This window comes from Candidatus Eremiobacterota bacterium, from assembly GCA_031082125.1.
GTDB lineage: Bacteria > Vulcanimicrobiota > CADAWZ01 > CADAWZ01 > Ess09-12 > Ess09-12.
Genome location: JAVHLM010000012.1, coordinates 57,284 through 82,433 on the forward strand (window position 1 = coordinate 57,284; position 25,150 = coordinate 82,433).

The 25,150-nt window shown below is 56.0% G+C and carries 21 protein-coding genes; 6 read left to right on the forward strand and 15 right to left on the reverse strand.

Annotation, left to right across the window (positions count from 1 at the left end; genetic code table 11):
* Positions 1–13: 13 nt before the first annotated feature.
* On the reverse strand, positions 14–1,288 hold the full coding sequence (locus RDV48_14660; protein ID MDQ7824039.1) for a C45 family peptidase: 1,275 nt from the start codon (positions 1,286–1,288) through the stop codon (positions 14–16).
* A gap of 106 nt (positions 1,289–1,394) precedes the next feature.
* Complete coding sequence (amrB, locus tag RDV48_14665) at positions 1,395–2,267, reverse strand: AmmeMemoRadiSam system protein B (protein ID MDQ7824040.1); 873 nt, start codon at positions 2,265–2,267, stop codon at positions 1,395–1,397.
* Positions 2,268–2,431: 164 nt separating this feature from the next.
* Here amrB and RDV48_14670 point away from each other — a divergent pair, with 164 nt between their 5' ends.
* Together RDV48_14670 and RDV48_14675 are read left to right on the forward strand one after the other, a co-directional pair.
* Positions 2,432–3,049 (forward strand): class I SAM-dependent methyltransferase, encoded by a 618-nt coding sequence (locus RDV48_14670; protein MDQ7824041.1) that lies wholly within the window; start codon positions 2,432–2,434, stop codon positions 3,047–3,049.
* Between the two features lies 1 nt (position 3,050).
* On the forward strand, positions 3,051–5,264 hold the full coding sequence (locus tag RDV48_14675; protein MDQ7824042.1) for an alpha-galactosidase: 2,214 nt from the start codon (positions 3,051–3,053) through the stop codon (positions 5,262–5,264).
* A 49-nt stretch (positions 5,265–5,313) separates the two neighbouring features.
* Here the strand turns inward: RDV48_14675 and RDV48_14680 are convergent, their stop codons facing one another.
* Positions 5,314–5,583: a septation protein SpoVG family protein gene (locus tag RDV48_14680; protein ID MDQ7824043.1), complete on the reverse strand. Its 270-nt coding sequence runs from the start codon at positions 5,581–5,583 to the stop codon at positions 5,314–5,316.
* Between the two features lie 267 nt (positions 5,584–5,850).
* Between RDV48_14680 and RDV48_14685 the strand changes: the two genes are divergently transcribed.
* Positions 5,851–7,698: an Npt1/Npt2 family nucleotide transporter gene (locus tag RDV48_14685; protein MDQ7824044.1), complete on the forward strand. Its 1,848-nt coding sequence runs from the start codon at positions 5,851–5,853 to the stop codon at positions 7,696–7,698.
* Here RDV48_14685 and RDV48_14690 read toward each other — a convergent pair.
* The 8 genes from RDV48_14690 to RDV48_14725 all read right to left on the reverse strand — a co-directional run bounded on the left by RDV48_14690 (position 7,661) and on the right by RDV48_14725 (position 16,773).
* On the reverse strand, positions 7,661–8,521 hold the full coding sequence (locus RDV48_14690; protein ID MDQ7824045.1) for a xanthine dehydrogenase family protein subunit M: 861 nt from the start codon (positions 8,519–8,521) through the stop codon (positions 7,661–7,663). The genes RDV48_14685 and RDV48_14690 overlap by 38 nt on opposite strands.
* A complete protein-coding gene (locus RDV48_14695) occupies positions 8,518–8,997 on the reverse strand; it encodes a (2Fe-2S)-binding protein (protein MDQ7824046.1) in 480 nt (159 codons plus the stop codon). The genes RDV48_14690 and RDV48_14695 overlap by 4 nt, the downstream gene beginning before the upstream one ends.
* A gap of 43 nt (positions 8,998–9,040) precedes the next feature.
* Complete coding sequence (locus tag RDV48_14700) at positions 9,041–11,320, reverse strand: xanthine dehydrogenase family protein molybdopterin-binding subunit (GenBank protein ID MDQ7824047.1); 2,280 nt, start codon at positions 11,318–11,320, stop codon at positions 9,041–9,043.
* A gap of 119 nt (positions 11,321–11,439) precedes the next feature.
* Entirely contained in the window at positions 11,440–12,414 is a 975-nt protein-coding gene (locus tag RDV48_14705) for a sugar ABC transporter substrate-binding protein (GenBank protein ID MDQ7824048.1), read from the reverse strand.
* Positions 12,411–13,247 (reverse strand): gamma-glutamyl-gamma-aminobutyrate hydrolase family protein, encoded by an 837-nt coding sequence (locus RDV48_14710; GenBank protein MDQ7824049.1) that lies wholly within the window; start codon positions 13,245–13,247, stop codon positions 12,411–12,413. Before RDV48_14710 ends, RDV48_14705 begins: the two co-directional genes overlap by 4 nt.
* 8 nt (positions 13,248–13,255) lie before the next feature.
* Positions 13,256–14,395: a DegT/DnrJ/EryC1/StrS family aminotransferase gene (locus RDV48_14715; GenBank protein MDQ7824050.1), complete on the reverse strand. Its 1,140-nt coding sequence runs from the start codon at positions 14,393–14,395 to the stop codon at positions 13,256–13,258.
* Positions 14,396–14,403: 8 nt separating this feature from the next.
* Complete coding sequence (locus RDV48_14720; protein MDQ7824051.1) at positions 14,404–15,339, reverse strand: hypothetical protein; 936 nt, start codon at positions 15,337–15,339, stop codon at positions 14,404–14,406.
* A gap of 18 nt (positions 15,340–15,357) precedes the next feature.
* A complete protein-coding gene (locus RDV48_14725; GenBank protein MDQ7824052.1) occupies positions 15,358–16,773 on the reverse strand; it encodes an MATE family efflux transporter in 1,416 nt (471 codons plus the stop codon).
* 111 nt (positions 16,774–16,884) lie between these two features.
* Here RDV48_14725 and RDV48_14730 point away from each other — a divergent pair, with 111 nt between their 5' ends.
* Entirely contained in the window at positions 16,885–18,690 is a 1,806-nt protein-coding gene (locus RDV48_14730; GenBank protein MDQ7824053.1) for an N-acetylmuramoyl-L-alanine amidase, read from the forward strand.
* 94 nt (positions 18,691–18,784) lie between these two features.
* Positions 18,785–19,567, forward strand: a complete 783-nt coding sequence (locus RDV48_14735; GenBank protein MDQ7824054.1) for a PH domain-containing protein — start codon at positions 18,785–18,787, stop codon at positions 19,565–19,567.
* A 5-nt stretch (positions 19,568–19,572) separates the two neighbouring features.
* Here the strand turns inward: RDV48_14735 and RDV48_14740 are convergent, their stop codons facing one another.
* From RDV48_14740 to RDV48_14750, 3 genes are all read right to left on the reverse strand, one after another.
* Positions 19,573–20,277 carry a metal-dependent hydrolase gene (locus RDV48_14740; GenBank protein ID MDQ7824055.1) on the reverse strand — a complete coding sequence of 235 codons (705 nt, stop codon included), beginning with the start codon at positions 20,275–20,277 and terminating at the stop codon, positions 19,573–19,575.
* A complete protein-coding gene (locus RDV48_14745; GenBank protein ID MDQ7824056.1) occupies positions 20,274–22,190 on the reverse strand; it encodes an ATP-binding protein in 1,917 nt (638 codons plus the stop codon). Before RDV48_14745 ends, RDV48_14740 begins: the two co-directional genes overlap by 4 nt.
* 359 nt (positions 22,191–22,549) lie before the next feature.
* Complete coding sequence (locus tag RDV48_14750) at positions 22,550–23,335, reverse strand: hypothetical protein (GenBank protein ID MDQ7824057.1); 786 nt, start codon at positions 23,333–23,335, stop codon at positions 22,550–22,552.
* A gap of 395 nt (positions 23,336–23,730) precedes the next feature.
* On the opposite strand from RDV48_14750, the gene RDV48_14755 reads away from it, so the two are divergent.
* Complete coding sequence (locus tag RDV48_14755) at positions 23,731–24,372, forward strand: class II aldolase/adducin family protein (protein MDQ7824058.1); 642 nt, start codon at positions 23,731–23,733, stop codon at positions 24,370–24,372.
* Here RDV48_14755 and RDV48_14760 read toward each other — a convergent pair.
* Complete coding sequence (locus RDV48_14760) at positions 24,369–25,148, reverse strand: phosphodiester glycosidase family protein (GenBank protein ID MDQ7824059.1); 780 nt, start codon at positions 25,146–25,148, stop codon at positions 24,369–24,371. The genes RDV48_14755 and RDV48_14760 overlap by 4 nt on opposite strands.
* Positions 25,149–25,150 lie beyond the last annotated feature (2 nt).

Consider the following 25,150-nt stretch of genomic DNA (forward strand, 5'->3'; position numbering starts at 1 on the left):
GAAGCGGGGAGCCTCACCTCTTGAGGGCGAACCTGAAGAAGTCCGAGAAGACCAGGGACTGCGGGTCACCCAGATCATCCTGGGCGGCGCTGTCTTTCATGTAGAACCTGACCTTCATCGTGAGATCCTTCTGGTCGAAAATATCAGTCCATATGGTCCTGTTGGGAATCGTCGGGTTTGCCATCCCTCTCTTTGGATTGTTCCAGCGTGCAAGGACCGCCACCTGGTTGGCGAGGGCGTCATCAGGGCTGAACTGCTTTTTCCCTTTCAGGAGATCTGAAAGCTGGTTGTAGCGCATAAAGGTGTTGTCCAGCTCCAGTGGCCCGTACGAGGGGAATTCCTGGGGGTCGCTGAAGCGGTAGAGGGGATGATTGGTGAAGGGCTGAGGCTTCCCGCTGTTTTCAGTGAGCTCTACCCTCATATTCTTCGGATTTATCTCCACGACGAGGGATTTCCCTTCCCTGTCAGCGATCAGGAGATGGGCCGGCTCAAAGGTGAGAGAAAGCTTGTGATTCAGGACGGCAATCTTCGCCTCTTCCACTGTTCTGCAATTGTCGAGTATATACCTCACGACCTGTGTCGGGAAGATAAGACCCGAAATGTCGGGCTTCGGATCGGTGTTGATCATCGTATAGTTATCGGTATGGAGAGCTGCTATAAGGCCTTTCTCGTTCATACCCGACACCACGCTCAGCAGGTCGCCCGTTCCCACGCCGATGGAGGCATAGCCCTTGTCGGGGTAAAGCTCCACTACGTAATTCCTGGTGAACATGGGAGGGCTGTCCTCCCCGTGTATTTTAAGAAGCTTTTTGATGGAGCACAGGGGATAGTCCATGTTGTGGGCCAGCATCCCGGCGCCTCCGGGGGTGTATGAAGGAGGATAATAGACGCTGGAGCATCCGTTCCATGGCCCCGCATCGTAGGCAAGCTGGCTGAAAATTGACAATGATTGATCATACTTTGCATGGTAGGACCTTGCGACGCCCATGGCCCTCTCCCTGAGGGCCGGGTAATGGTTCTGAAGGTAGATGTCGATTGCTTTCCGGTACACCTCATCGGGGTATTTCGCCAGCGCCTTGACGCCATAGTCCTTCTGCGCTATGTCAGCGAGAGCCTTTCCTATCTCCTCGTTGTTACCCCTGATGACGATATGGCGCGCCTCCACATAAGAATCAGCGCCTTTCTGCAGCAGCACCTCGTTCTTCACGAAGGGTTCGGCACAGGCAATGGCCTGGAGAGAGAGACTGAAGAGCAGGATCAAAAGAGAGAGGGTGGATATTTTTTTCACAAGAAACCTCCTCAATTAAGAATTTCTTATTGCAGCAATCCCGGAGATCGCAATACGCGTAAGAATAAAGACAATTGCTGACAAAGGCAAATAAAAGAGTCTGTCCCTAATAATATACTATTCCGGCATAGCCCACAAAGTCGTGGGCTTTTCTTCCCGGCATCATGTCAAGGCTTGTCGTGTATTCCACCAGGACCCCTTTCGTGGCGCCCAGGGAGAGCGCGGCACCGGCAGTGCCTGCCATTGCCCCCGCGCCGCAGGCATTATGATTGGCCCTGGCTTCAGGGTATATATCGTCGCCCTTCATCTCGAGGGCAAGCTTGATGATTGAAGCATCATTGACCTCTTTTGACCATTTTACCGCCTCATCACCTACCCCCTTGGGCGCAAAGCCATAAGACGGGCCGTAATGGGTGAGATCGGTTGTCCCTATCACTACTGCATTGGGACTCTCCTTCTTAAGAAATGCACCGAGCCTTTTTCCGATATCAAAGGCCGCCTTCCCCGGCGGGAGGGCAATGGGAAGAATGGCGGCACCGGGAAAAAGGCGGGCAATGAAGGGAAGCTGCACCTCGATGGAGTGCTCCCCCTGATGGGCTCCCCTGTTGTCCGTAAAGAGGTCGCCAAGAGACTCCATCATTCTGCAGGCAAGCTCCTCGTTGACGTGAAGCGGGCCGAGAGGAGTCTCCCACGCGCCTTTCGAGTAAACCGAGGCGGCATCTCCCGCCCAGCGGTGCACTGCTCCCAGAAGAATAAAAGTGCGGTGCGGCACGTCCCTGTCAATCTGGGCAAAGACCTTCCCCGCCGTGGGGCCGGAGAATATCCACCCCGCATGGGGCACGATTCCTGCCACCACTTTTCCCAGGCCGGGAATCCTTTTTAAGTCCTTCATGATGGTGTCAATCATCTCACCGCAGGACTTCTCATCATAAGGGTAAAACGAGCCTGATACGACGGCGCTGCGAACCTGAACATCCATGGGCATGCTCCTTTCAAGATGAAGTATTTCGCAACAGTTCCGCAGTTTCTGGAGAATCCAAGAGCAGCCGGGTTATCACGAAGGTCTTTGTTTCTTTCTGCGGAATTGTTCCTGATAACAATTCCATGAAGCCTCACCTATTTCCTCCGAAAAGGAAACGCCCTATGGAGAAAAAGACTGCCAAGGCCGCGAGGGAAGCCGGGGCCCTGATGAGGGAACTCGGCGTCACGGCCCCCCTGAGAATACTTGACGCGGGCTGCGGATGCGGAGCTCACGCCATTTTCCTTGCCCTTGAGGGGCACGAGGTGGTGGGAGTGGACCTCTGCGAGGGATTTCTCTCGGCGGCCTGGGAAGAGGCCGGGAAAAGGGGCGTAGAGGTGAAGTTCATGAAGGGAGACATCAGGGAGATGGAATACGGCGGGACTTTTGACCTTATCCTGCTCATGGGCACCCTCGTGAGTCTTTTTGATGACGAGGGAAAACAGAAAGCCATGGCAGGGCTTGCCGCCTCCCTTCGAAGCCATGGGCTCATGGCAGCCACTCTCATTGAGAGCGAAGCGACTTCAAAGAATATCCCCGTCAAAGGCATGCCTGGAAAAGGGATCGGGGCCCCCTCTGGCAAAACCATGGAGGGAAAGCCCCAGGGCCTCTCAGACCTGCTGAGGCTCATGGAGGGGCATGGCCTTGTGCCGATAAAGACAGTGAGAGACTGGAAGGGAGCGCCTTCTAAAGATGGCGCCGCCAGGACCCTCATAATCGCGAGGAAAGAACAGGAACTTTAAAGTGGCAAGAGAGCCTGAACGGTTCATCACCATGGAGACCACTGGTGAGAGCTTCCGTTTTGATTGCGAGAACGGGACCTTTGACCTCTTTGACACCAGCACCGGCTGGACAATAATCAGCCAGGCCACGGCATCGGTGAACAGCCTCTTTATGAAAGGAAGGCCTGTCACGGCGTCAAAAATCAGGGGTGGTTACCTTTTTTCCGCCCAATTCCCTGAAGAAAAGGTGCTCATGGAGCTTTCCGTGCAGCTCCACCAGCAGAAAAAGGTTTTCGTCCTGGAGGTTCACCTCACCAACATGGGAAATGATGCCATTCCTGTCGAAAGCCTCTCCCCCCTCACCATAAGGCACGATCTCGACGGCGAGCTCCTCATGGGAAATGCCGCATTCTACCAGCAGGGCTACCAGTCATGGGATGGAACGCAGGTAATCAGCCTCCCTGCAAAGGAACCGCACATTGAGGGCCACTGGATGGCGGTGCTGGAAAGCCGGTCCGCCCCGAGCTTCGGACTTATGGCGGGATTCACCTCGTTCCGAAGCGCGCTCTCGAAGATAAGGGTCACCTACCGGCGCTCCTTTGAAGCTTTTGAAGCCCTCACCCTCTGGGAAGGCATTCCCCTGGCACCGGGGAAGAAGATGACGGGAGAAAAATTCATACTCTCCATTGCCCCCTCGGGGCTTGAGGCCCTGGCGCTCTGGGCAGAATGCGCCGCCCTCGAGATGAAGTGCCGTCCCCGGGAGATCACCCCTGCGGGATGGTGCTCATGGTATGAGGCTTATGAGCATATCGACGAGGCACTGATCCTGGAAAATATTGAAAAGGCCGGGGAAATGGAGGGCCTCACCTACTTCCAGATAGATGACGGCTACCAGAAAAGCGAGGGAGACTGGCTTGAAGCCGGAGAAAAGTTTCCCAGTGGCATGCCCTTCCTGATGGAAAGAATACGGGAGAAGGGCCTCTCTCCCGGTATCTGGGTGGCGCCCTTCATGGTAGGGAGCAATTCCACCCTCTTTAAAAAGCACTCTGCATGGCTGATCAAAGATGACAAGGACAACCCTCTCCCCCTTATTGAATGGAGAACAGGCACCATGTACGGTCTTGATATCACGCACCCGGGAGCCCAGCAGTGGCTTGACCGCCTATTCAGGGTGATGAGCGGAGAGTGGGGCGTCGAGTTCTTCAAGGTGGACTTCCTGTATATTGCAGCCATGGCAGGAAAAAGGCACAGAAAAAACTGGACGGGCATCCAATGCCTGAGAAAAGGCCTGGAGCTGATAAGGGATGCCGTGGGAGAGAGGTTTATCACAGGCTGCGGCGCCCCCCTGGGGCCCTCGATGGGCCTGGTTGATGCCATGCGCATCAGCAGCGATGTGGGAGCCTCATGGTACGGAGAGTTTTCCCTTTCGAGGGCCCTCAAAAACACCTTTTCCCGCTCTCTGTTCCACAGGCACCTGTGGATTAACGATCCTGACTGCCTGATAGTCCGCAACACCGAAACAGGCCTCACTGAAGAGGAGGTGAAAACACAGGTAAGCATTGTGGCACTCTCGGGCGGTATAGTATCTCTCAGCGACAGTCTCAAAGCCCTCTCACCGGACCGAAGGCTGCTCCTCTCAAAGGTGCTCCCCCCCTTCGGCGTGAGCGCCAGGCCGACTCGCCTCTTTTCCCAGAGACCCCTCGGGGTTTTTGACCTGCGCATCGAGCGTCCCTTCGGAGCCTGGCACGTCGTGGCCCTTGTCAACCACGATGATGCTCCCAGGGACCTCACCTTTGATCTTGCCTTTACGGGGATGCGCCAGAAAGAGTACCTGGTCTATGACATCTGGAATGACCTGTTCCTGGGAGTGCTCAGGGGAAAGGTGAGCTTCCGCTCAGTGCCTCCCCATGGCACAAAGCTCATCGTGGTAAAAACGGCTCTTGCTCACCCCCAGCTTGTGGCCACGGACCTCCACCTCACCTCCGGCGGCTGTGAAGTCTCGCACTACCATTACAGCCCACGGACAAGGGAGCTCACGGTGGAGATCAAAGCCCCGGGACGCAGGGAATGCTCACTGATCTTCCACCTTCCATCCCGGTTCCGCCTGAAGGAGATCACAGGCACGGCGGAGACCCTTGACCGCGAGGACGGCCTCATCGAGGTCAAGTGCGCTTTCACGAGAGAGTTCTCCACCACGCTTTCCTTTGAGCGGGAGGAGTCCCGGGCTTCCAGGTGAAAGCCCGGGAGCACCTTTTTCTACGATAGCGCCTTCATCTTTCCCGATCTCAGTGGCTCACGGGGACAAGGTCGGCTGTGTAACGGGCCGTAATCATGTCAAGCACCCGCCTGCGAAGCTCCGTGTCGGTGAAGAAATAGATATCCTCCCATGACTCCCCCTTCTTGCGGGCAGGCATTGATATCCACAGATTCCCGTCGTTTCCCAGCAGGCGGATTCCCCTGAGGACCACCCCTTGATAATTGAGTGACGCTATTGCCTTGAGGTTTCCGAAGCCGGTGATTGGCTTCACGAAAAGATTGGTGATCTCGTTTTCCATCAGCTTTCTCCTTTCATCTTGGTGACTGACGCGCAGCTTTCCCGGGATTCAGCGCCAAATCTTTCTTCCACCTAGAGTATACCCCAGAGAGATTGCCAGAATGTGTCACCGTTATTGCCATATCTCGTTTTTTGTTAATTTTCCGTGACGGCCTGAAAAACAGCCTGTAAGTCAAATGTTTACATTAATTTAAAGTCCTCTCCATTGAACAGAGGGCAAAAGAGCGCTACACTTCCCTTGTGGGAATAGAAGACAGGGGGGTCCGCGGTGAAAGACTTTCTCTGCAGGGCGCTGAAAATAGAGAGAACGGAGCTCAGGAAAACCATCCTGGTCTTTTTTCTGTATTTTTTTGTGATCTTCGCCTATTACCTCATCAAGCCCTCGAAGGACTCGCTCTTCATCCAGTACATGGGCGCCGAGTCAATGCCTCTGGCCTTCATCATCATTCCCCTCGTGACGCTCGTCTTTCTCTTCCTCTATGACTACCTGGTAAGGAAGCTCAGGAGGAGAAACTTTGCCGCCATACTGCTGATCTTCTTCATCACCAACCTTATCACCATATGGCTCATGTTCAGGGCGGGCCTCAAGAGCCAGGCTGCCTACACTCTCTATGTCTGGTCCGATATTTTTTCCGTGGCCACCGTCACCCTCTTCTGGTCCATCACCAACGACATATACACCTCCGACGGCGCAAGGCGCGTGTACGGGTTCCTGGGGATAGGCTCCCAGCTGGGCGGGTCCCTGGGGAGCCTAATCACCCGGAAGGCGGCATCATTCACCGAAACTGAAAACCTCCTCCCTGTCTCAGCCCTCTTTATCGTGGTGATAATCCTCTTTATCTTCCATATCGACGGCCTTGTCGAGGAGACAGAGGCTTCCCGTCACAGGGAGCTCAAGGATTCTCTCGATCTCTCCTCAAAGAAGACCTTCTCGGAGCTCTACAGCAACTTCCTCCTTGTGCTGCGCTCTCCTTATCTTCTTTATTTTGCCCTCCTGCTCTGCATGATGCTCATGTGCTCAAACCTGGTGAACTACCAGATCGGGAGAGTCATGGAAAACGCCATTATCGGCAAGGAGAGCAAGACGGCCTACATGGCCTCGATCTATTTCTGGGCTAACACGTTCTCGCTGGTCTTCCTGATACTGGCTCCCTTCTTCTACCGCCTGCTTGGAGTATTCGGCACCCTGGGCCTGGCGCCGGTGATAAACCTTATCACCATCTCGGGCTTTACGGTATATCCCGTCATAGGCTTCATCACCATCACCAAGATCCTGGACGGGAGCCTCAAGTACGGCATCACGCAGGTCACCAGGGAGATGCTCTACATCCCCTGCACCAAGGAGGAGAAATACAGGGCCAAGGCCGTCATCGACATCCTGTTCTACAGGCTGGTGAAGATATTCTCGGCCCTGGTGATGATTATTTTCACAAGCCTGGTGCTGCTCTCGATACGACAGTTCAATGTTATCATCATAGTGACGCTCTTCTTCACCATGTGGGTTATCTACCGGCTCAGGCTTGTGTATATTAAGAGCATCGAAGCGAAAATCAAGAAGCTATACGACGAGCACATCGAGCTCATGGAGCCTGGAGAGCCTCTCTGGAAAGCTGATATCTCCATCATCGAGCAGGAGTTCCTCCGTATCCACCGCAAACAGCTTGCCTCAGAGAAGCAGGGAAAAGGGAGCACGCCCGAGGCGATGAGAGGCTCCCTGGCGCTCCCCCTTGAAGATCTCGCGGTGCTCTCGGAAAAGACTGCCTTCAACGAGGAAACAGCAATGAAAAAGCTTCTGCAGATCCTCATCGAGAAGGCCCCTGAGAAGAGCCTTACCCTCGATCCCCTCTCGCTCATCGACAAGGAGCTCATACTCATAGCACCGGCAGGGACCAAGGTCTACCATAACGAGTACATAGAAAAAGCCATCCTTCTTCTTTCGCGTTTCCACAGGGACAGCTCAGTCTATTCGCTCTGCACGCAGTACCTCTTGATGGTGCTCCCCTACGGTGCAAGGAAAAAGTACACCCTCCTTCTCTCCCACCATTCACCGACAAGAAGGCTCTTCGAGATAGCCAGCCTTACCGGCCGGAATCCATCGCCTCAAGGAAGCGCATGAGAAGAATTCCCACCACGTGGTTCCGGTAAACGCCGCTTGAGCGCACGTCATCAATGGGTCTGCAATCCTTCCGTATCAGGCGGCCTGCCTCTTCCCTGACCTGCAGGGAGGGCGCTTTCCCCGAGAGGTACTGCTCGGCCCCCGACGCCCTCACCACGGTGGGGGCCACGCTTCCCAGGGCTATCCTCACGTCTTCGAGAAAGCCCTCCTTCAGGGCGGCCCGCGCTGCAAGAGATACTTTCGTCACCGAAAGGGCCTTTCTCATGCCAAGCCTGTGGAAGGTCCAGGGCTGCCCTTCGGGCATCTTCTCAATGCTGATCTCCGTCAGCAGCTCGTCGGGAGCGCAGACCGTTCTCTGGGGGCCCGTGAAAAATTCTTTGAAATCGACGACACGGGTGCCCCCCTTCCTGCTGAGGGTGAAACGGGCTCCAAGGACTGCGAGGGCGGGAAGGGAGTCACCGGCAGGGCTTCCCGTGCAGACATTGCCGCCCAGGGTTGCTTTGTGGCGGATCTGAGGCGATCCCACGCGGCTTGAGCAGTCGGCAAGTAAGGGAGCATGCTTTAAAAGAAGGGGGTGGGAGTGGGCCTCCCCATGGGTGAGGAGGGGTCCTATGACAAGCCTTTCACCCTCTTCCCTCACTCCGGCAAGGCTCTTTACGGTGCAGATATTGAGCAGATAGCGGGGGGCAAGCTTCTTTTCCTTCAGAAAGACCATGAGATCGGTGCCGCCGGCAAGAATCCTGATGGACTGGCTTCCATAGCGGGCCAGCAGCTCAAGAGCATCTTCAATGCTCCCTGGAGAGAAGGCTTCAAGAACGCTCATTTTCCAAGCTCACCACCTTTTCTTTTCTGCGACGCCTTTTTTACCGCCTCAATAATCTTCTTGTAGCCGGTGCAGCGGCAGAGGTTCCCCGAGAGGCCCAGACGAATCTCATCGAGGGTTGGTGAAGGGTTCTTATCGAGAAGATGCCACGCCGATATCACCATGCCCGGTATGCAGAAACCGCACTGCACGGCTCCTTCCTCGATGAAGGCCTCCTTGACGGGGCCTATTTTCCCCGATGACTCGAGGCCTTCTATCGTGACAACCTCGCTTCCCTGCAACTGGCAGGCGGCGATAAGGCATGAGTTGACAGTAAGGCCATCCATTATAACCGTGCAGGCGCCGCATTCCCCCTCACCGCACCCTATCTTTGTGCCCGTAAGGGCAAGATCGTAGCGGAGAATATCCACAAGGCGGCGCTCAGGCTCAGAGTGCACCTTCACCTCCCTGCCGTTCACGGTGAATGTTATCTCCATCGCTTCACTTCCTTCCCGTTGAAGTTCCCCACCCGAGGCTTTTCTATGATACGGATCCTCCGTACAGGGCGGTGAAGAGCTTTTCCGGCGTCACCGGTATCTCGTCAATATCAACGCCGGCGGCTTGCCTTATTGCCGATGCAATGGCCGGGGCCACGACCACGTGGGGCATCTCCCCTATACCCTTGGCGCCGAAGGGGCCGTAAGGATATTCATCCTCCACGATGATGGTCTCCAATTCGGGAATATCCATTGAGGTGGGGATTATGTACGTAGTGAGGTTCCTGTTCTGGATGCGCCCCTCCCGGTATTTCATCTCTTCCATGAGAGCATAGCCCAGGGACTGCACCGTGCCTCCCTCGATCTGCCCCTCGACCAGGCGAGGATTAATGGCGCGGCCCATATCGTGGGCAGCAATTATCTTCACGACCTCCACCTCGCAGGTCTCCAGGTCCACTTCCACCTCGGCCACCGTGGCAGCCCACCCGTACCCCGCGTACGCATCTCCCTGGAATTTCTCCTCATCCCACTTGATGAAGGGAGGGTGGCTGTACTGGCGGTAAAAGGTGAGGCTCTCTCCCCTCTTCTGGTGAATGGCCGCCGCTTTGAAAAAATCGGCCACGGAGACCTGCCGGTGGTGAAACTCACCCTGCCGGTAGTCAAGCTCCAGCGTGTCATAGCCTTTTTCCTTTGCCAGGGAGGCCTTCAGCTCCTCAATAAGCATTGCTGCCGTATCATTGAGCACCTTTCCTATGATCATGGTGGTCCTCGACGCGACGGTAGGCCCGCTGTCAGGCACAAGGTCCGTGTCGGTCCTCTCCACCTCAACGGACGCAACAGGCACCTGGAGCACCTCGGCAACGATCTGCGGCAGTATGGTGCGCATTCCCTGGCCCATTTCGGTGGTGCTGCAGAGAATTTTCACCTGGCCCCCCGGATCGATGGTGATCCCCGCCTTCGCCTTTATCTTGTCCTCGCCCTTGCCGGTGAAGCCGGCACCGTGAAACACCGCTGCTATACCTATTCCCCTGCGCTTCTTCTGCCCCGCCGGCTGATCACGGTACTTCCTGTAAAGCTCCTGAAAGCCTGAGCGATCCTTTACCGCTTCCATGCAGCGCCCCAGGCCCACGCTGTAGCGCAGAAGCTGGCCCGTGGCCGTGTAATCACCTTCCTTCAGCAGGTTTTCCTTCCTGAAGGTATAGGGGTCCTGCCCAAGCTCCTCGGCAACCTTGGTCATATGGAGCTCAATGGCGTAGAATGACTGGGGGGCGCCAAATCCCCTGAATGCCGAGGTGGGAACCTTGTTTGTCGCCACTGCCCTGGACCTGATGCGAATATTGGGGCAGTTATAAGCGCCGCATCCACCAATGGTGGCGCGGGCAAGCACTACCGGCGTCGCCATTGAGTATGCTCCCCCGTCAAAGGTGATGTCCACATCCATGGCGACCAGTCTCCCCGTGCGGTCCGTGCCTGTTCTCACTTTCACAAGCGAAGGATGGCGCTTCGAAGTGCTCTCGATATCTTCAACCCTGTCATAAATAATCTTCACCGGTTTCCCCGCCTTGAGGGCCAGGAGAGCCGCATGGCCCGCCACAATCGAGGGGAAGTGCTCCTTGCCGCCGAAGGCTCCGCCCGTGGTGCACTGCACTACCCTGATCTTTTCGGGCGGAAAGGTAAAAAGGCGCTGTGCCTCGAGGCGGATATAATAGGGGCATTGGAGGGACCCGTGAATGGTGACGCCGCCCCTGTCACTGTCAGGGACGGCAACAATGCCCTGCGTCTCTATGTAGCCATGCTCCTGGTGCCAGGTCCTGTAGGTGCCCTCCAGGACCTTTTCTGCCGCGGCAAAGCCTGCCTGGATATCGCCCTTGAGCACCTCGTACTTTTTCAGGATGTTGTCTTCACCGTAGATGAGATTTTTCTTATCGAGGCCCTCCTCAATGGTGAGGACCGGATCTATGACCTCGTATTCGATGGCGAGGTGAGAAGAGGCCTCTTCAAGCCTGCTCCGCCCTGGCGCCGCCAGCAGCATGACCGGCTCTCCCACGTAGTTCACCATGCCGTTCCTGGGGAGAAAGGGCACATCCATGTTGAAATTGTTGAAGACATTCTCGCCGGGAATCTCCTCGGCCGTGAAAGTGACTATATCACTCCAGTCAAAGGCGGGGTCCTTCACGATGGCCTTTATCCTTGCGCAGGGATGAGGGCTTCGGATCACCTTCCCCGCAAGCTCTCCCGGGAACTTGATGTCATCGATGTACAGGGCTTTTCCTGTCACCTTGTCCTCAGCATCCTTGCGCGGTATCGATTTTCCTACGATCACTGGAATCACTCTCCTTCACGCCTCAGGAAATCGGTATATGGCTATTAGTCTTCCATAGAGGCATGCAAATTCCTTTTCCCGCCACTCCGGAGCCGCCTGCCTCCCTGAAACCTTTTCCCTTATTCAAAGGGGAGGAGCATGCTGTCCTTGAGGATAAACTCGGCCTTGATCAGAGTGAGGGGCGGTATCTTCTCTCCGCGGTGAGCCATTATTGCCTGCTTTACGGCTATCCTCCCCATATAAAAGGGGTTCACAAAGACAGATGCGTCGATTCTTCCTTCCTTGATTGCCCTCCTCCCCTCCTCGGTGGCATCATAGCCCACTATTATGAGGCTTCCTTCCCTTCCCGACACGACAATTGAATCAGAAATCCCTATGGCCATCATATCGTTAAAGGCGAAGACCCCTTTCAGCTCCGGATAGTCTCTGAAGAGGTTGAGGGAAACCTCAAAGCCGGTGCTTCGCTTGTAATAACCGGGCCTGGTGTAGATCACCCTGATCTCCGGCGAGCCTTTGAGAGCATTCAGGAAGCCTTCCCTTTTGTTCTTCCCCGTCATGCTTTTCGGCGTACCTTCCATGACGGCAACCATGCCTTTCCCGCCAAGCTTCTTAACAAAATACTGGCCGGCCATCTCGCCGCCATGGAAGTCGTCTCCCTGAATCATGCCTGAAACCTCGGCCTTGAGCCTCTTTGCCTCGTCGATGTCGATTCCCGAGTCAAGCAGCACCACAGGGATTTTCCTGGACGTCGCTTTTGCAATGGCCTCGATGCAGTTCACGGCATTCTCGGGCGCGATGCAGAGGGCATTCACCTTCATGTCTATCAGGTCGTTCACGAGGAGGGCCTGCTTCTCGGGGTCCCGCTTCTCAGGCGCCAGGACAAGGATGTCGCACCTCTCTTCCTGGGCTCCCTTGCGGGCTCCCTTTTCCATCTCAGTGAACTTGGGATTCGTATTGTCCTTCAGCACAATGCCCACGAGAGGAGGCGCCCCCTGCTTCTTTACGCATCCGGGGCAAAGGAAAGCGGCACAGGAAATGACAATCAGGAGCAGGAGCATTCCCTGGAGGAGAGGGGAGCCTCGGTAGTTTTTCATTGGCGGTGCCCCCGTGCCCTGATCTCCCCGTATTTCTGCGCTTCGTCATGAAAACGCTCGAATATCCTGCGGAAGAGCCTGTCCACATCAACAAGGCGCTCAGGATGAAACTGCACGCCAAGGACAAAGGTTCTGCCGGGGCACTCAATCCCTTCAATGACGCCATCCTGTGCTTCCGCGTTGACCTTCAGGCCTTCTCCGAGGCTTTTCACTGCCTGATGGTGGGCCGTATTCACTATCTTCACCGAAGAGCCCAGTATCTGCCTGAGGAGGGTGCCTTCCTTGATGGCTACCGTATGGTGCTTCTCCCATTTTGTCCTGGGATCCCTGTGGTCAACTCCGCCGATTACTCCCCGCTCCCTGGGAAGGTCCTGGACCAGGGTGCCCCTGCAGTACACGTTCAGGAGCTGCTCGCCGCGGCAGATGGCCAGGACCGGCATGTCCCTTTTCCACGCCTCACCGAGAACCTGGAGCTCATAGCGGTCAAAGTCAAGATCGGCTTCAGTATGGCGGCCCGAAGAGGGCTCGTGGTAGAAGCTGGGGTCCACGTCGCCTCCCCCGGGGATAAGGAGCCCCTGAACCTCATCGGGAGACACCGGGCTCTCCGGGCTTGCCGCCAGAGGCCTGAGAGAAGCATTAGTGAGAGCCCTGGAATAATTCTTGAGTGGATCATCGCCGGCCTTGAGCTTTTTGTACTGCGAAGGCGTGTAGAGGAGCATTACTGCCGGATCGCCTGGTGACTCTGCTCCGGCCCTGAAAGAGAGGGCACCTGCCAGCACGGCGAAAAACAGCAGAGCCGGCAGAATTTTTCTATGAAATCTCAGGGGCCCCACCTTGCACCTCATTTCGTTCGGGAAGCTCTGTGCTCCCTTACAATGGCAGTGAAAGAGCCGACGACATACTGCAGGTCCTCTTCAGTGAGAAGGCTGTGCACAGGGAGCGACAGTATCTGTCCGGCAAGCCCCTCGGTGACGGGGAGCCCGCCTTCGCGGTGGCCGAGCTCCCGGAAAACAGGCTGCAAGTGAGCGGGGGGGAAATAGATCTTTGCCTGTATCCCCTTTTCACGGAGCCTTCCTGCAAGCTCATCGCGGCTTATCCCTGCTTTCTCCTCGTCAACGAGGAGGGTGTAAAGCATATAGGTATGGTTTCTCTCCTCTGCCACGAAGGGAGGCGTCACGCCCTCAATCTGCGAGAGTGCCCTGTCGTAAAATCGTGCGTTCCTGCTCTTGATCTCAAGAGTGCCCTTGAGCCTTTCAAGCTGCACGAGCCCCATGGCAGCCTGCATCTCCGTCATCCTGTAATTGTAACCCATCTCTACATGGTGATATTCTCTGTCCTGGCCATGGTTTTTCAGCAGGCGCACCTTCGCCGCGAGGGCGGGATCATCGGTAGTCACCATTCCCCCCTCGCCGGTGGTCATGTTCTTGGAAGGAGTGAAGCTGAATATGGACCCGGAGCCGAATGATCCGGCATGACGTCCTTTATAATAGGCCCCGGCAGCCTCTGCAGCGTCCTCACAGAGCATGATACCTCGGGAAGCAGCTATTTCACCGAGCTCATCCATCATCGCCACCTGCCCCCCGTAATGGACCGGCATGATGGCTTTTGTCCTGGCCGTTATTCTCTTTGCCACGTCATCGGGATCCAGGTTGAAGGTATGGCGGTCCACCTCGGCAAAGACAGGCGTGGCGCCCACAAAGAGAAGGGACACGGCCGTCGAGATGAAGGTCATCGAGGGCACTATCACCTCGTCGCCGGGCCCTATGCCCAGGGCCTTCCAGAGAAGGTGGAGAGCCACGGTGCCGTTGAAGCACACCACTGCGTGGCGCACGCCGGCCATGGCGGCAAAGGCCTCTTCAAAGGCCTGCACCTTCGGCCCCTCGACCAGGCGCCCCGACATGATGACCTCACTGACAGCCCTTGCCTCTTCTTCGCCTACCCTCGGGGCGAGAATAGGTATCTCCCTGCGCTCACATCTCATAGGCTCTCCTACGGAAAAGTGGCTATATACCATTTCCCCTTGATTCTTTTTACCGTCAGGTAATCCACGCCGTCGCCCTCATCGCCGTACTGATGGACCCCCTTCATCACGGCGCATTCCACTTCGTCATCGCTGTAAACTGAGAGATAGAGAAGCTTATACCACGCTACGGTCCACCAGATTCTCTCCTTGTATTGAGGAACCTCGCAGAAAGACCAGCGATCCACATCCGGATCGAGATATTGTCTTGCCTTCTCCCAGCGGTTGGTGATAAGGTGGCCATAGTAGGCTGACACGGCCTCCTCGGGACTGTTCTTTTCAGGGGGGACATCAATGGCCCGGCACGAAGCCACCTTCACCCACCGGCGGAACGATACGAGCTCCGCCGGCCCTTCCCCGCCTGCAGGGCTGACCCTGGAGAGAATGGTATAACTGAGAGCGTCGTAAAAATCAAAGTCATCGGTGGGAAACACCAGCTCAAAGCTGACCTTCCTCCCCCCTCTCATGTCACAGGCGCTGCCGTAAATGGCGGAGCACATGGCGGTGTCCCTTATAAAGTGGACGAAATAGCGCTCGCGGTGATCCTCGAACTTGTCGGGGAAGCCTATGGGGCCTGTCACTCTTGCCTTTTCATCATAAGCAAGGAGAGAGAGGAGGAAATCATCGAAGGTTCTGAAGGATTGCGCGGCCGAGAGGCGCACCGTGACAGGCCCTCTTCCCTGGCGGGCATCTTCCTGGAAGGTCCAGGATGTTTCTCCCCCGTCGCAGGGCTTCCAGGCTGCCGGCATGTAGAGCCGGGCATAGGCACTGAGGGCCTCGAAGGGAACAAGCCGCAGGGTCCTCTCGGGGACAAGGGATTGATCATACCTCGCCAAGGCGGCAGCAGGGGAGAGCAGGAGAAGACAGGCTGCAAGTCCTGCAAGGAATAATGAGGTTTTTTTCATATCTTTCCTCATTCCGATTTAGCGGTACTCCTTTAAGAGTTCCCCGCGCTCTCCCAAATGCCCTTCCCCCTCGTGGATAAAACGTGACTTTTTCCACCTGCCCAGGACAAACCACACCGAAGAGAAAAGGGCTCTCACGGCCACGAGAATGGTGATGGCCCACCAGACGCCGTCAACGCCCATAGCCATGGGAAAGGCAAGATACCAGGCCAGGGGAATCCTGAGAAACGTCACTGGGATGGTGATGAGCATGGGAACTATGGTATTGCCTGATCCTGAAAAGGCGCCGTCCATCACGATGGCGATCCCCATGAAAACCTGGCAGAGGCTCACTATCCTGAGATAGCTTGCGGCAATCCGCTGCGTGGCCATATCGTTTATAAAAAGTGCTGCAAGAGGATCGCAGAAAACGTAAAAAAGAACCCCTATGGCTGTGGTGATTACCGATATGATGCCCACTATGATCCAGGACGCCTTCTCGGCCCGCTTCACGTTGCCGGCGCCCAGGTTCTGGCCTATCATCGTCACCGCCGTGAGCGAGAAGCCGAGGCAGATCATGAAGGAGAAGCTCTCGATCCTGTGGCCGATACCGATGGCGGCCATGGCCTCGGTGCCGAACTTCGCGATAATCGTGGTGAGCAATATGTAAACGACGGAGAACACGATGGACGTCATGGAGGGGGGAAGGCCCACGGAGACAATGTTCTTCAGCAGGTGGAGATCGGGAACAAGAGAGCGCCCCTCGAACCTGAACCGCAGGACGCGGCGCCGCACAAGCACAAAGAAAATAATGAGCGTCACCATGAAGCCCGTATTGGCGGCAATGGCTCCCCCTGCAATGCCAAGATGAGGGAAAGGCTTGATCCCTAATATCAGAAAGGGATCGAGCACAAAGGTGATAAGAAAGCCCCACGTAAGGGCTGAAAGGGGCGTCCTCGTATCGCCATAGCCTCTCAGAATGGAGCAGAGCGACTCCATTATGCCGAAGGGCACTCCAAAAAGGGCCACCAGGAAGGTATAGCGGTATGCCTCGCTCACTACCTCGGGGGCAGCGCCCATGAGGGTAAAAAACGTCTTTCCCATAAAGATCAGCACCAGAGAATAGGCAAGCGAAATGATGCTGGCGCCTATAAGCCCCTGGTGCGCAACCTTCCCTGCCCTGTCACTCTGGCCCGCACCGTCATACTGGGCCACAAGAGCCGTGGTGCCGGTATTCATGATGCCCATGAAGGCATAGGACATCCATATGAAGAATGAGCTCACATTCACTGCAGCAAAGGAGACAGGGCCGAGGCGCCCCACCCAGAAACCATTCAGGAAATGCCATGCCGTCTCGAGAAAATGAGAGCCCAGGATGGGGATGACAAGCAGCATGATGACCCTGGTAAGGCTCCCCTTTAAAATCTGCTGCTGCATCGAGTTCTGCGTTTCCATGGGTTCTCCGATGAAAGGTCACATAAGAGGATATTTCCACCGCGTTCAGAAATCAGAGACTAGTAACACCGTCACGCGCATGGGAGCGCGGGGCAGATATGGGTGACTGAAATGCAAAGAAGAGTAATACGGTATGGACTCCTTTTCTTCCTTCTCATGCTCCTCTGCGCCGAAGGGGCATGGTGCCGGGAGGGCGAGAGAGCGACGCTCTTTCTTATGGATAAGCCTCACCTCCTCAGGAACTTTTTCATGGTGCAGGGGGACAGGGTCGTGGCCGCTCCCGCCGAAAAAGTGCCTGCCCGCACAGGGAAAGAGTACGAGGAGACCTTCAGTGACCTTTACCTTTCCCTGGACGATCCTGATGTGAAGGCTCTTTTCCTCGCCATGGGAGCCTTTTTCACGTGGTCCTCGAGCGGCGACACCCTCTTCATCTTCTCGTCGGGAAGAAATGTATACTTTGACAGGAATTCGTCCTGGTCAGATTACAAAGGCCGCTCCGAGAAGCGCCCCGGGGGTTATATCAAACAGGATGGAGCGACGTACGTCAACTTTGCCCACCTGGTGGCCCTTATGCACACCTCTCTGAGGGACGCTGAAAAGCCTTCGTCATTTCACCTGCTGCCGGTGATAGACGACATTTACTGGAAAGAGGACATGGGCACAAGAGAGCTTCTCGTGCACACCTCAATCCCGCTGAAGTACAAAGTTGACGATACCAGGAAAGGCTGCCTTGCCTACCACTTTCCCTATGCCGACTGCTCCCTCAGCACCGGGGAGCTCCAGGTGGCCGACAGTAAAATTTCCATTGAGGCCGTGCCCGGCGAGCCCCTTGCATTGAAAGTGACGCTCTTTTTTCCGCCCTCGTGGGAGGGACGGTTCACCGAGCGCCGCATCTCCGGCGACATGGTGGCCGAAATGCTCCCCGCCTTCTCCCTCACGCCAGGCTACAAGTTCGAGAGCGTCACGAAGCTTGAGCCCAACCCTCCGGGGCGTGCTCCGGGCTTCTTCATCGAAGCCACGGGGCCCTTTCAGTATGACTGGAACTATTACCCGGCGCAGAAGCTTCTTGTCATCGACATGCCTCTCGTGGAGCTCCCGAAAGAGACAAAGGTTCCTTCGCCTGCGAACAGCTTTGTCACCGCGAGCAGGGTCTATTCTTTCTCCAAGCTTTACGGCGACGTGAGGTTTTCCTTCACCCTGGCGGACCGAGGCGACTTCTCCCTCGTCACGGACAGGAAGAAAAATCCTCACGGCATGGCCATAGAATTCCGCCAGGGGACTCCCGGGGCCACGGCGGGCCGCGGCGTCACCGGCGACGCGGAAAACTGGGGGACCATCGTGCTGGATCCCGGCCATGGCGGCGGCGATCCCGGCGCAGTGAACAGCGCCTACGGCGTCCTGGAAAAGGAAGTGAACCTGGACCTTGCGATGCGCCTTATGAGGATACTCCAGAAGAGCGGGTGGAAGGTAGTCCTCACCCGCACCAGTGACAGGGATGTCTCATGGGCCTACTCGCCCGACAGGGTGGAGCTCCAGGCCCGCGCTGACGTGGCCGCAATTAACGGTGCCACCATTTTCATCAGCATCCACTGCAACGCATCCACTTCAAGCGAGATGAGAGGGTCGTCGCTCCACTGGTGCAAAGATGACGACTATCCCCTGGCAACGGCGATGACGGAAGCCACGGCCCTCTTCGAGTCACAGCTCGGCATCCCCCAGCGGGGCCTCATACAGAACAACTTTTACGTGCTGCGCCACTCGTCAATGCCGGCCCTCCTCATAGAGACGGCCCACATAAGCCACGCCGACGAGGCCCTCATCCTGGCCGACCCCTCGTGTCGCCAGAGAATCGCCGAGGCCATCGCCAAGGGCATAGAAAAATATTTTCTCACGCAGAACATCAGGAAAGCCCCATGAAGAGCGCCGCAGCGCAGGAAAGCCTCATGGGAGGGAAGTCAAAGCCGGCGTAGAAATTACTGAGGGGCGACCGGTGAAACGGGAGGAAATTGTTTTGGAATACCAATGGGACTATATGATAAGGGTCTACAAGGCGAAGGAGATCGAGAAGTCATCCTTTGAGAAGAACCTCCAGGAACTGGGAAAGCTCGGTTGGGAGCTCTGCTCCATCCAGCAGGTCACAGCAGGCGAAAAAGGGGGGCCGAGCCTCACCTTTTTCTTCAAGAGGCCCATAAAGCAGGAAGCCCAGTTCCCCTCGGTGGATCCCAACAAGGTGCAGTTCCTGCCGCCCCGCATCAAACCCGAAGAGAGCGCCGAGCTTGCCGCCGTCGCTTTAAGGCAGCCCACCCCGGCGAAGGATATCGCCACACTCTTCCCTGCGCGGGAAACGGCTCGCGTGCTCTCAGGCCTCGAGCCTGAAAAGCCCGAGGCAGCCCCTCTCCCGAAAAGCCGCTTCCAGGAGGTGCTTTCAGGGGCCCTCGACGAGGAGGAGACTGTGCTATTCACCCTCAAGAAATCGGAGACTCAAGGGCTGGGCCTCACGGAAAAGCGCCTCATCCTTGTCAAGCAGGAAGCCTGGGGAAATGCCAAGGTCATATCCGCTGACTTTCTGCAGATAAAGGAGATTGACCTGAGAAAAGCCTTCGGAAAGTACGATTTTTCCTTCAGATACTTCGACAAGAAGGCCGACGCAGAGAGAATAGAGGTCATCTCCCTCGATGAGGAACACCTGGAGGCTATAATGGCTCTCGCGCTCCAGATTGAACAGGAAATCTCCTCCATCGGCCACACCGTCGTGATAGGCGGCATCCTTCCGGGAAAGCCGTCGTCCGGGTAGCTTCTTCAGCTCACCTTTGCCACCTGCACCATCTCGTGGACCGCTCCGGGCTCAAGGATCAGAACCTGGGCCGCGGGATGGCGCTTTCCCACCGTTTCCCTGAAAACCTTGGGGTCCTGCCTTATGGGCTCGAAAGTGTTGTAGTGCATGGGAATCACAAGCGAGGGCTTCACCAGCTCCACGGCCTTTGCGGCGTCCCTTATCCCCATCGTGAAATGGTCGCCGATGGGGCAGAGGAGCACATCAATGGGTGTCATCTCGGCAATAAGGGCCATATCGCCGAAAAGGCAGGTATCACCGGTGTGATAGACCGTCGTGTCGCCCATGTGGACCACAAAGCCGCAGGGATTGCCCAGATAGTTCCCCTCGGGAGACGAGCTGCTGTGCCAGGCAGGCACCAGCTTCACCCACCCGAAATCAAACTTTATGGTGCCACCCATGTGGGCCCCTATGGTTTTGGCGCCTTTGCCCGCGCAATAGTTGGCAAGCTCAAAGACGCCCAGTATGGGAGCTCCAGAGTGCTTGGAGATATCAATGGCATCGCCCAGGTGGTCGCCATGGCCATGGGTCACCAGTATGACCTTCGGCGAAAGCTCCGACGGCTTCACCTTTGCATTGGGGTTGCCGCTCAGGAAGGGGTCAATGAGAACACTCTGGCCTTTCTCCTCCAGAAGAAAGGCATCGTGACCGAAATAATGAATCTTCATCATGTGCAATCCTCCTCCACATTTCTCCTGCTCTCTTCCTGCCTGACGGGAATCCTCACGGTAAAAAGGGAGCCTTCATGTAATTTCGAAGCTGCCTCTATTGTTCCTCCATATTTCCTTACGATGTCCTGAGATATCGAGAGGCCCAGGCCGGCAGCCTTTCCCATCCCCTTGGTGGTGAAAAAGGGCTGGAAAGCCGATTTCATCACCTCTTCGCTCATCCCCGCGCCGTCATCTCCCACGGAGAAAAAGACCCCGCTCTCCTCCAGACCGCACCTTACCTCCAGGGTGCCCGAGCCGGAGCCCTTCTCGACGATGGCATCATAGGCGTTCATAAGCACATTGGTCACCATCTGCGTGATATGGTTGGGATTTGCCGTCACGGCAGGCGTCTCGCCCAGGTTCTCCCTTATGATTATATTTGAAAGGGAGAAATGATCCTCCACGAGCTCAAGGCTGTCCTTCACGACAGCCCTCAGGTCAACGGGCCCCGGAGGCGCGTCGGCCTGCCTCGAGTAGCGCAGGAGCTTTTCAATGATGAGCTTGCATTGAAGGACAGCGCCCTCGGCCTCACCGAGGTTCTCCTTCAGATCATCCCTCCCCTCCAGGAAGGGAGCAAGGGTCTGGATATTCGTAAGGACTGCGCCGAGGGGGTTGTTCAGCTCATGGGCAACTCCGGCGGCAAGCTGGCCCACGGCGGCAATCCTGCTTGACTGGATGAGCCGTGCCTGGGCTTCCTTCAGCCTTTCATTGGCGATGACAGCCTCTTTATAAAGCTCAGCATTGATAATGGCAGACGAGGCCTGCGACGCCCCTATGCCAAGATACTGGCGGTCCTTGTCGCTGAAGTGATCCTTCAGGGCGAATAGTGCCCCCCTGAGGTTGTCGCCCTCGCCAACTGCCGTGAGGGTGAGCTCCTTCCCTTCGCTCACATGGTGCGCCAAATCGGGAACAAGATCCCCGCGGGCGATTACTTCTGTCGCCATGACAGGGGAATTTCCCCGCCTGGCAAACTGCGCCAGCGCCGAAGAGAGGGGCAGATCAGCAAGAGCTCCCTTCCCTGCGTGAAAAGAGGCATCACCGGCGCCTTCCCTGTGCAGCAGCACAATGACCCCATCCAGCTGAGCCACCTCGGTAATCTCATCGGCCAATGATTTCAGCACGTCGCCCCTCGTAAGGCTCGAGCTGATAAGAGTGGTGTAACGGTAAAAGACATTGAGATCATCTTTTTTCTCGGCATCGGCGAAGGCCTTTTTCAGGAAGAAGTAAACAAGAACAAGGGGGATGACGATGAAAAGGACATAAAGGGGGCCCCAGCGGGCCTCAAGCACCACGGCGAGGATGCCGAGGGGGGCCAGGGAGAGGTCCACAAGCCTCCCTCTCCTGTCATAATGCCTGAATGCCAGTGTGCCTTTCCCCCGCGCGAGGGAGGAATAGGGAAGCTCCCATAAGGAGAGGGCAAAGAACAGCACAATCGATGCAAGGAGAGGGAATATGACCAACCGATCAATGCTGCCGAAAGAGAGTATTCCCCCGGCGGCACGGAAGAAAAAGCCCGACACCAGTGAGACCAGGGCCAGGTGAAGGGGATGGGGATAGCCGCGGGGCACCACGGCCTTCCGAAGGATACCGGCTGTCAGGCGGAATGCAAGAACGGGAAGCACCGCGGGAATCCACGCAAAGGGGCCCAGCATCAATACCGAGACAAGAAGGGGGGGATAGACAGGAATGTATTCCCACCGCCCGCCGGGGAGTCGCAGGGAGGCAAGGCTCGCGATGAAAACGAGGAATGTGCAGAACACCAGCCGGGGAGGTGACGGAAGGGGGGCGAAGCGGAAAGAGAGCACTATGGCCACACCGCAGAGAAGGTATAGAAGAACGGCAAGCAGCTTCCTGGGAACCAAGGGGATGGTCATCTCCCTCCTTATACTCACCAGCATAACTGACACCATGCGTATATGGCTCTGTTATCAAAATAAACCCCATTTTTGGATGGTGTTTATTTTGGGTGTCAGTATATACTCGAAGGGTTACTATTCTTCTTCAGGACGCCCTATTCCTATGCTTCGTGGCCTCCTGCCGGTTATTGAAAGAAAAAGGACAGGTGAAAATAAGATGAAAGGGGGCTTAAAAAAGGCTGAAAATAATAAACAAAATGTAACCAAATTGTGAGGGGTTAAAAAGCCCGCTGCGACAAAGTTTCCTCCCCGAAAAGGGTCCTTTTGGGGGGCATTTCTGGTAATAATTTATTTTTCAGTTTTTTTTCAGGCGCCTCTTATGCCACGAGCTCGAAAGTGGCGAAATTGTAAACGTTCCTGTAATCTTCCTCGTCATCCATTGCTTCGTAAGTCCCCACGGCCTTCGGTGAGAGGGGGAGGGGCTTTGCAAGGTCCCAGCCGCCCGCGTTCTCATCCCACTCGGTCCTGCTCTTCTTGGGAGCTGACTTCTGGCCTGCCTTCAGCACTTCCTGGTTGATGTCGTCAAGGACCTCGAGCCTGTCCCTGAGCTCCTGGCGGCTGTAGATTCCTTCGTAATCGTCGCTCTGGTCATACTCGGTCTGCACCCAGTCCTGGAGGTTCTTTGCGATAGAGGTGGGGTTCATCTTCTCTGCTTTCTTCTCGGCATTGATGACGTTCCACCAGGTGTTCTGGAGATGGGCGGGAAGCTCGCTCGCCCTGTTCGTGGTGCTCTGTCTCTGGGCCTCTCTGGGGGCTACGGCGCTCTGGAGCTCGGGTCTCACGGCGACCCTGTTCTCGGTGTAGCTTACCTGTGAATCGCTGGTCCTGTTGAAGAGCTTGTTGTTGAGCTCTTTGAAGAGGTTCAGTATGCCGTCGAACTCGCTGGTCTTCTTGCTCTCGTTGCTCTCGCCGCGGTAGAAGTCGGCGGGGGCGAAGTATCTCTCGGTGGCTCTCTCGGCTGCCTTGGTGAAGGAAGTCCTCTCGCTTGAGTTCCTGGCCTTCTTGAGGTGGTAGTTCGGAGGAAGGTTCTCTGCCGACACTTTATTGTATACAGCGTTCTTATACACTGTGTAGCTTTCCATCGGATTTCTGTTCTCTATCATTTTCATCGCCTCCCGCTTTTTCTACTTCTCTATCACCTCAGAGGGTAAAATTATTCTGAAGAGGCCTTTAAAAAAATCTGAAAATGGTAAATCTCATGTTAATGTTTGTGAATTCCCTCCGTAGAAGGAAAAAATAACTCCATAAAGGCCAGAGGCTTTTCTCCTCTTCAACCAACATTTGGATTTGTCCATATCTTGTTTACGTGACAAAGACAAATTTTTTTGGACGGGAGAAATGCCCATGGCCTCTTTGAAATCCTGCATGTGTTCTGTATAATTGCCTCTGTTACTGGTGATGGAGTGATGGCGGTGACGAAGAGTGTTGCAGGGAGGAAAGGCTTCATAAAGAGAGAACACATGGTAACGTGGCTCAGCAGCCAGAAAAGAGGTGTAATATGGCAAAAATCAGGGAGGAAATGCTTAAAGCCCTGCGCTTCTGTTATCAGGAAGGGCTTGTGTGGGGCCAGTCAGGCATTCTTACTGCCAGGGCCAGGGGCTCCCAGTTCCTGGTGGCCCCCCGCGGCGCATCATATGAAGATCCCACCGAGCACTCAATCGGCGTTTATGACAGCACTAAAAAGAGGTGGAGGGGACCGGGCCTTCCCCCGGCCGATCTCACCATCCACGGGGAAATCTACCGCACGAGGGGACAGATCCAGGCGATTTTTCAGAGCCAGGCTCCCTTCACCACCCTTGTTGCCTGCTCCGACATCGCGCTTGAGACAGCCCTGACCCCTCTCACAATGGCAAGCCTTGGCACAGTGATAGATATTCCCTACAACCTGCCCGGGAGCGAAGAGCTTATTTCCTCAATCAACGTGAAAAGCATCAACAGCGACGTGCTGCTCCTCCGAAGCTACGGAGCGCTCGTGGCAGGGAAGACTCTCAAGGAAGTGATAGAAAAGACCATCACCCTCGAATTCACCTGCAGGCTCTGTGTCTTTGCAGGCCAGGGAGGTATCAAGCTCCGGCCTCTCTCGCCTGATATGGTTGAGAGTCTCAAAGATCTCAGGAGAAAGGGTGCCTTTGCGATCTAATCTCCCCGGTGGCTTCCCCCGCCGCCGCCAGGCCTGTCATAGACCACAAGGATGTTGGAAAGGGGTCTCGTGGGCTTGACGTGAAACACTCCGCGGTAAAAAAGCGCCGTCGAGCCCCCGCCGTCAAGATTGATGGCGTCGCTCACCCCGAGGGATCTGAGCGTCGCCGCCCATCTGCCCAGGGTCACAGAAGTAAGGGATACTGCCATGGTGAGCCTCGCTGATGCATTGTCGAGTCCCACGGCAGTTCTCACGGCACTCCCGAATATATGCTTATCCCTGAAGCCCTCACCGCCAAAGGAAGAGGGTATTTTCCCCTTCACCAGGAGCCTGGGCCCTCCTCCCAGGGTGAATTCAAGATCGCTTCTCTTTATCTTACGGTGGTTCCGCGCTGAAAAAAAGAAGGCGCGGCGCTTCCTGGTGACGGCGAGGACCGTGCCTGTGGCTGACGAATTGAGCTTCACGCCATCAATGGTAATCTCCCCCACGGGGGTGCTCGTTTCCATGTTGAAATAGGTGCCGTTTACTGCCGCCAGGGGCCGGGTGCGGTAAATGATGCTGTCAAAGGGCTCCTCAGAAAAAGGGAGCCCATAGCACACCTGGGGGCTTACCTTGATAGTGCTGTCGCCTAGATCAACAGTGACCGCCTTGACCCATACCCCGTCTATGACGTACTCGTCAAAAGAAACGGCGCCCCGGGCGGCCCCCGACAGGAGGGCCACGAGGAGCGCCGCCACACACAAAAGCAATCCAGGCTTGAGAGTTATTTCTCCCACTC

Coding starts and splice junctions, on each gene's coding strand:
- amrB (MDQ7824040.1), bottom strand. CDS start 2,267: ATGGATGTTCAGGTTCGCAGCGCCGTCGTATCAGGCTCGTTTTACCCT.
- RDV48_14670 (MDQ7824041.1), top strand. CDS start 2,432: ATGGAGAAAAAGACTGCCAAGGCCGCGAGGGAAGCCGGGGCCCTGATG.
- RDV48_14680 (MDQ7824043.1), bottom strand. CDS start 5,583: ATGGAAAACGAGATCACCAATCTTTTCGTGAAGCCAATCACCGGCTTC.
- RDV48_14690 (MDQ7824045.1), bottom strand. CDS start 8,521: ATGAGCGTTCTTGAAGCCTTCTCTCCAGGGAGCATTGAAGATGCTCTT.
- RDV48_14695 (MDQ7824046.1), bottom strand. CDS start 8,997: ATGGAGATAACATTCACCGTGAACGGCAGGGAGGTGAAGGTGCACTCT.
- RDV48_14705 (MDQ7824048.1), bottom strand. CDS start 12,414: ATGAAAAACTACCGAGGCTCCCCTCTCCTCCAGGGAATGCTCCTGCTC.
- RDV48_14715 (MDQ7824050.1), bottom strand. CDS start 14,395: ATGAGATGTGAGCGCAGGGAGATACCTATTCTCGCCCCGAGGGTAGGC.
- RDV48_14720 (MDQ7824051.1), bottom strand. CDS start 15,339: ATGAAAAAAACCTCATTATTCCTTGCAGGACTTGCAGCCTGTCTTCTC.
- RDV48_14725 (MDQ7824052.1), bottom strand. CDS start 16,773: ATGGAAACGCAGAACTCGATGCAGCAGCAGATTTTAAAGGGGAGCCTT.
- RDV48_14730 (MDQ7824053.1), top strand. CDS start 16,885: ATGCAAAGAAGAGTAATACGGTATGGACTCCTTTTCTTCCTTCTCATG.
- RDV48_14740 (MDQ7824055.1), bottom strand. CDS start 20,277: ATGATGAAGATTCATTATTTCGGTCACGATGCCTTTCTTCTGGAGGAG.
- RDV48_14745 (MDQ7824056.1), bottom strand. CDS start 22,190: ATGACCATCCCCTTGGTTCCCAGGAAGCTGCTTGCCGTTCTTCTATAC.
- RDV48_14750 (MDQ7824057.1), bottom strand. CDS start 23,335: ATGATAGAGAACAGAAATCCGATGGAAAGCTACACAGTGTATAAGAAC.
- RDV48_14755 (MDQ7824058.1), top strand. CDS start 23,731: ATGGCAAAAATCAGGGAGGAAATGCTTAAAGCCCTGCGCTTCTGTTAT.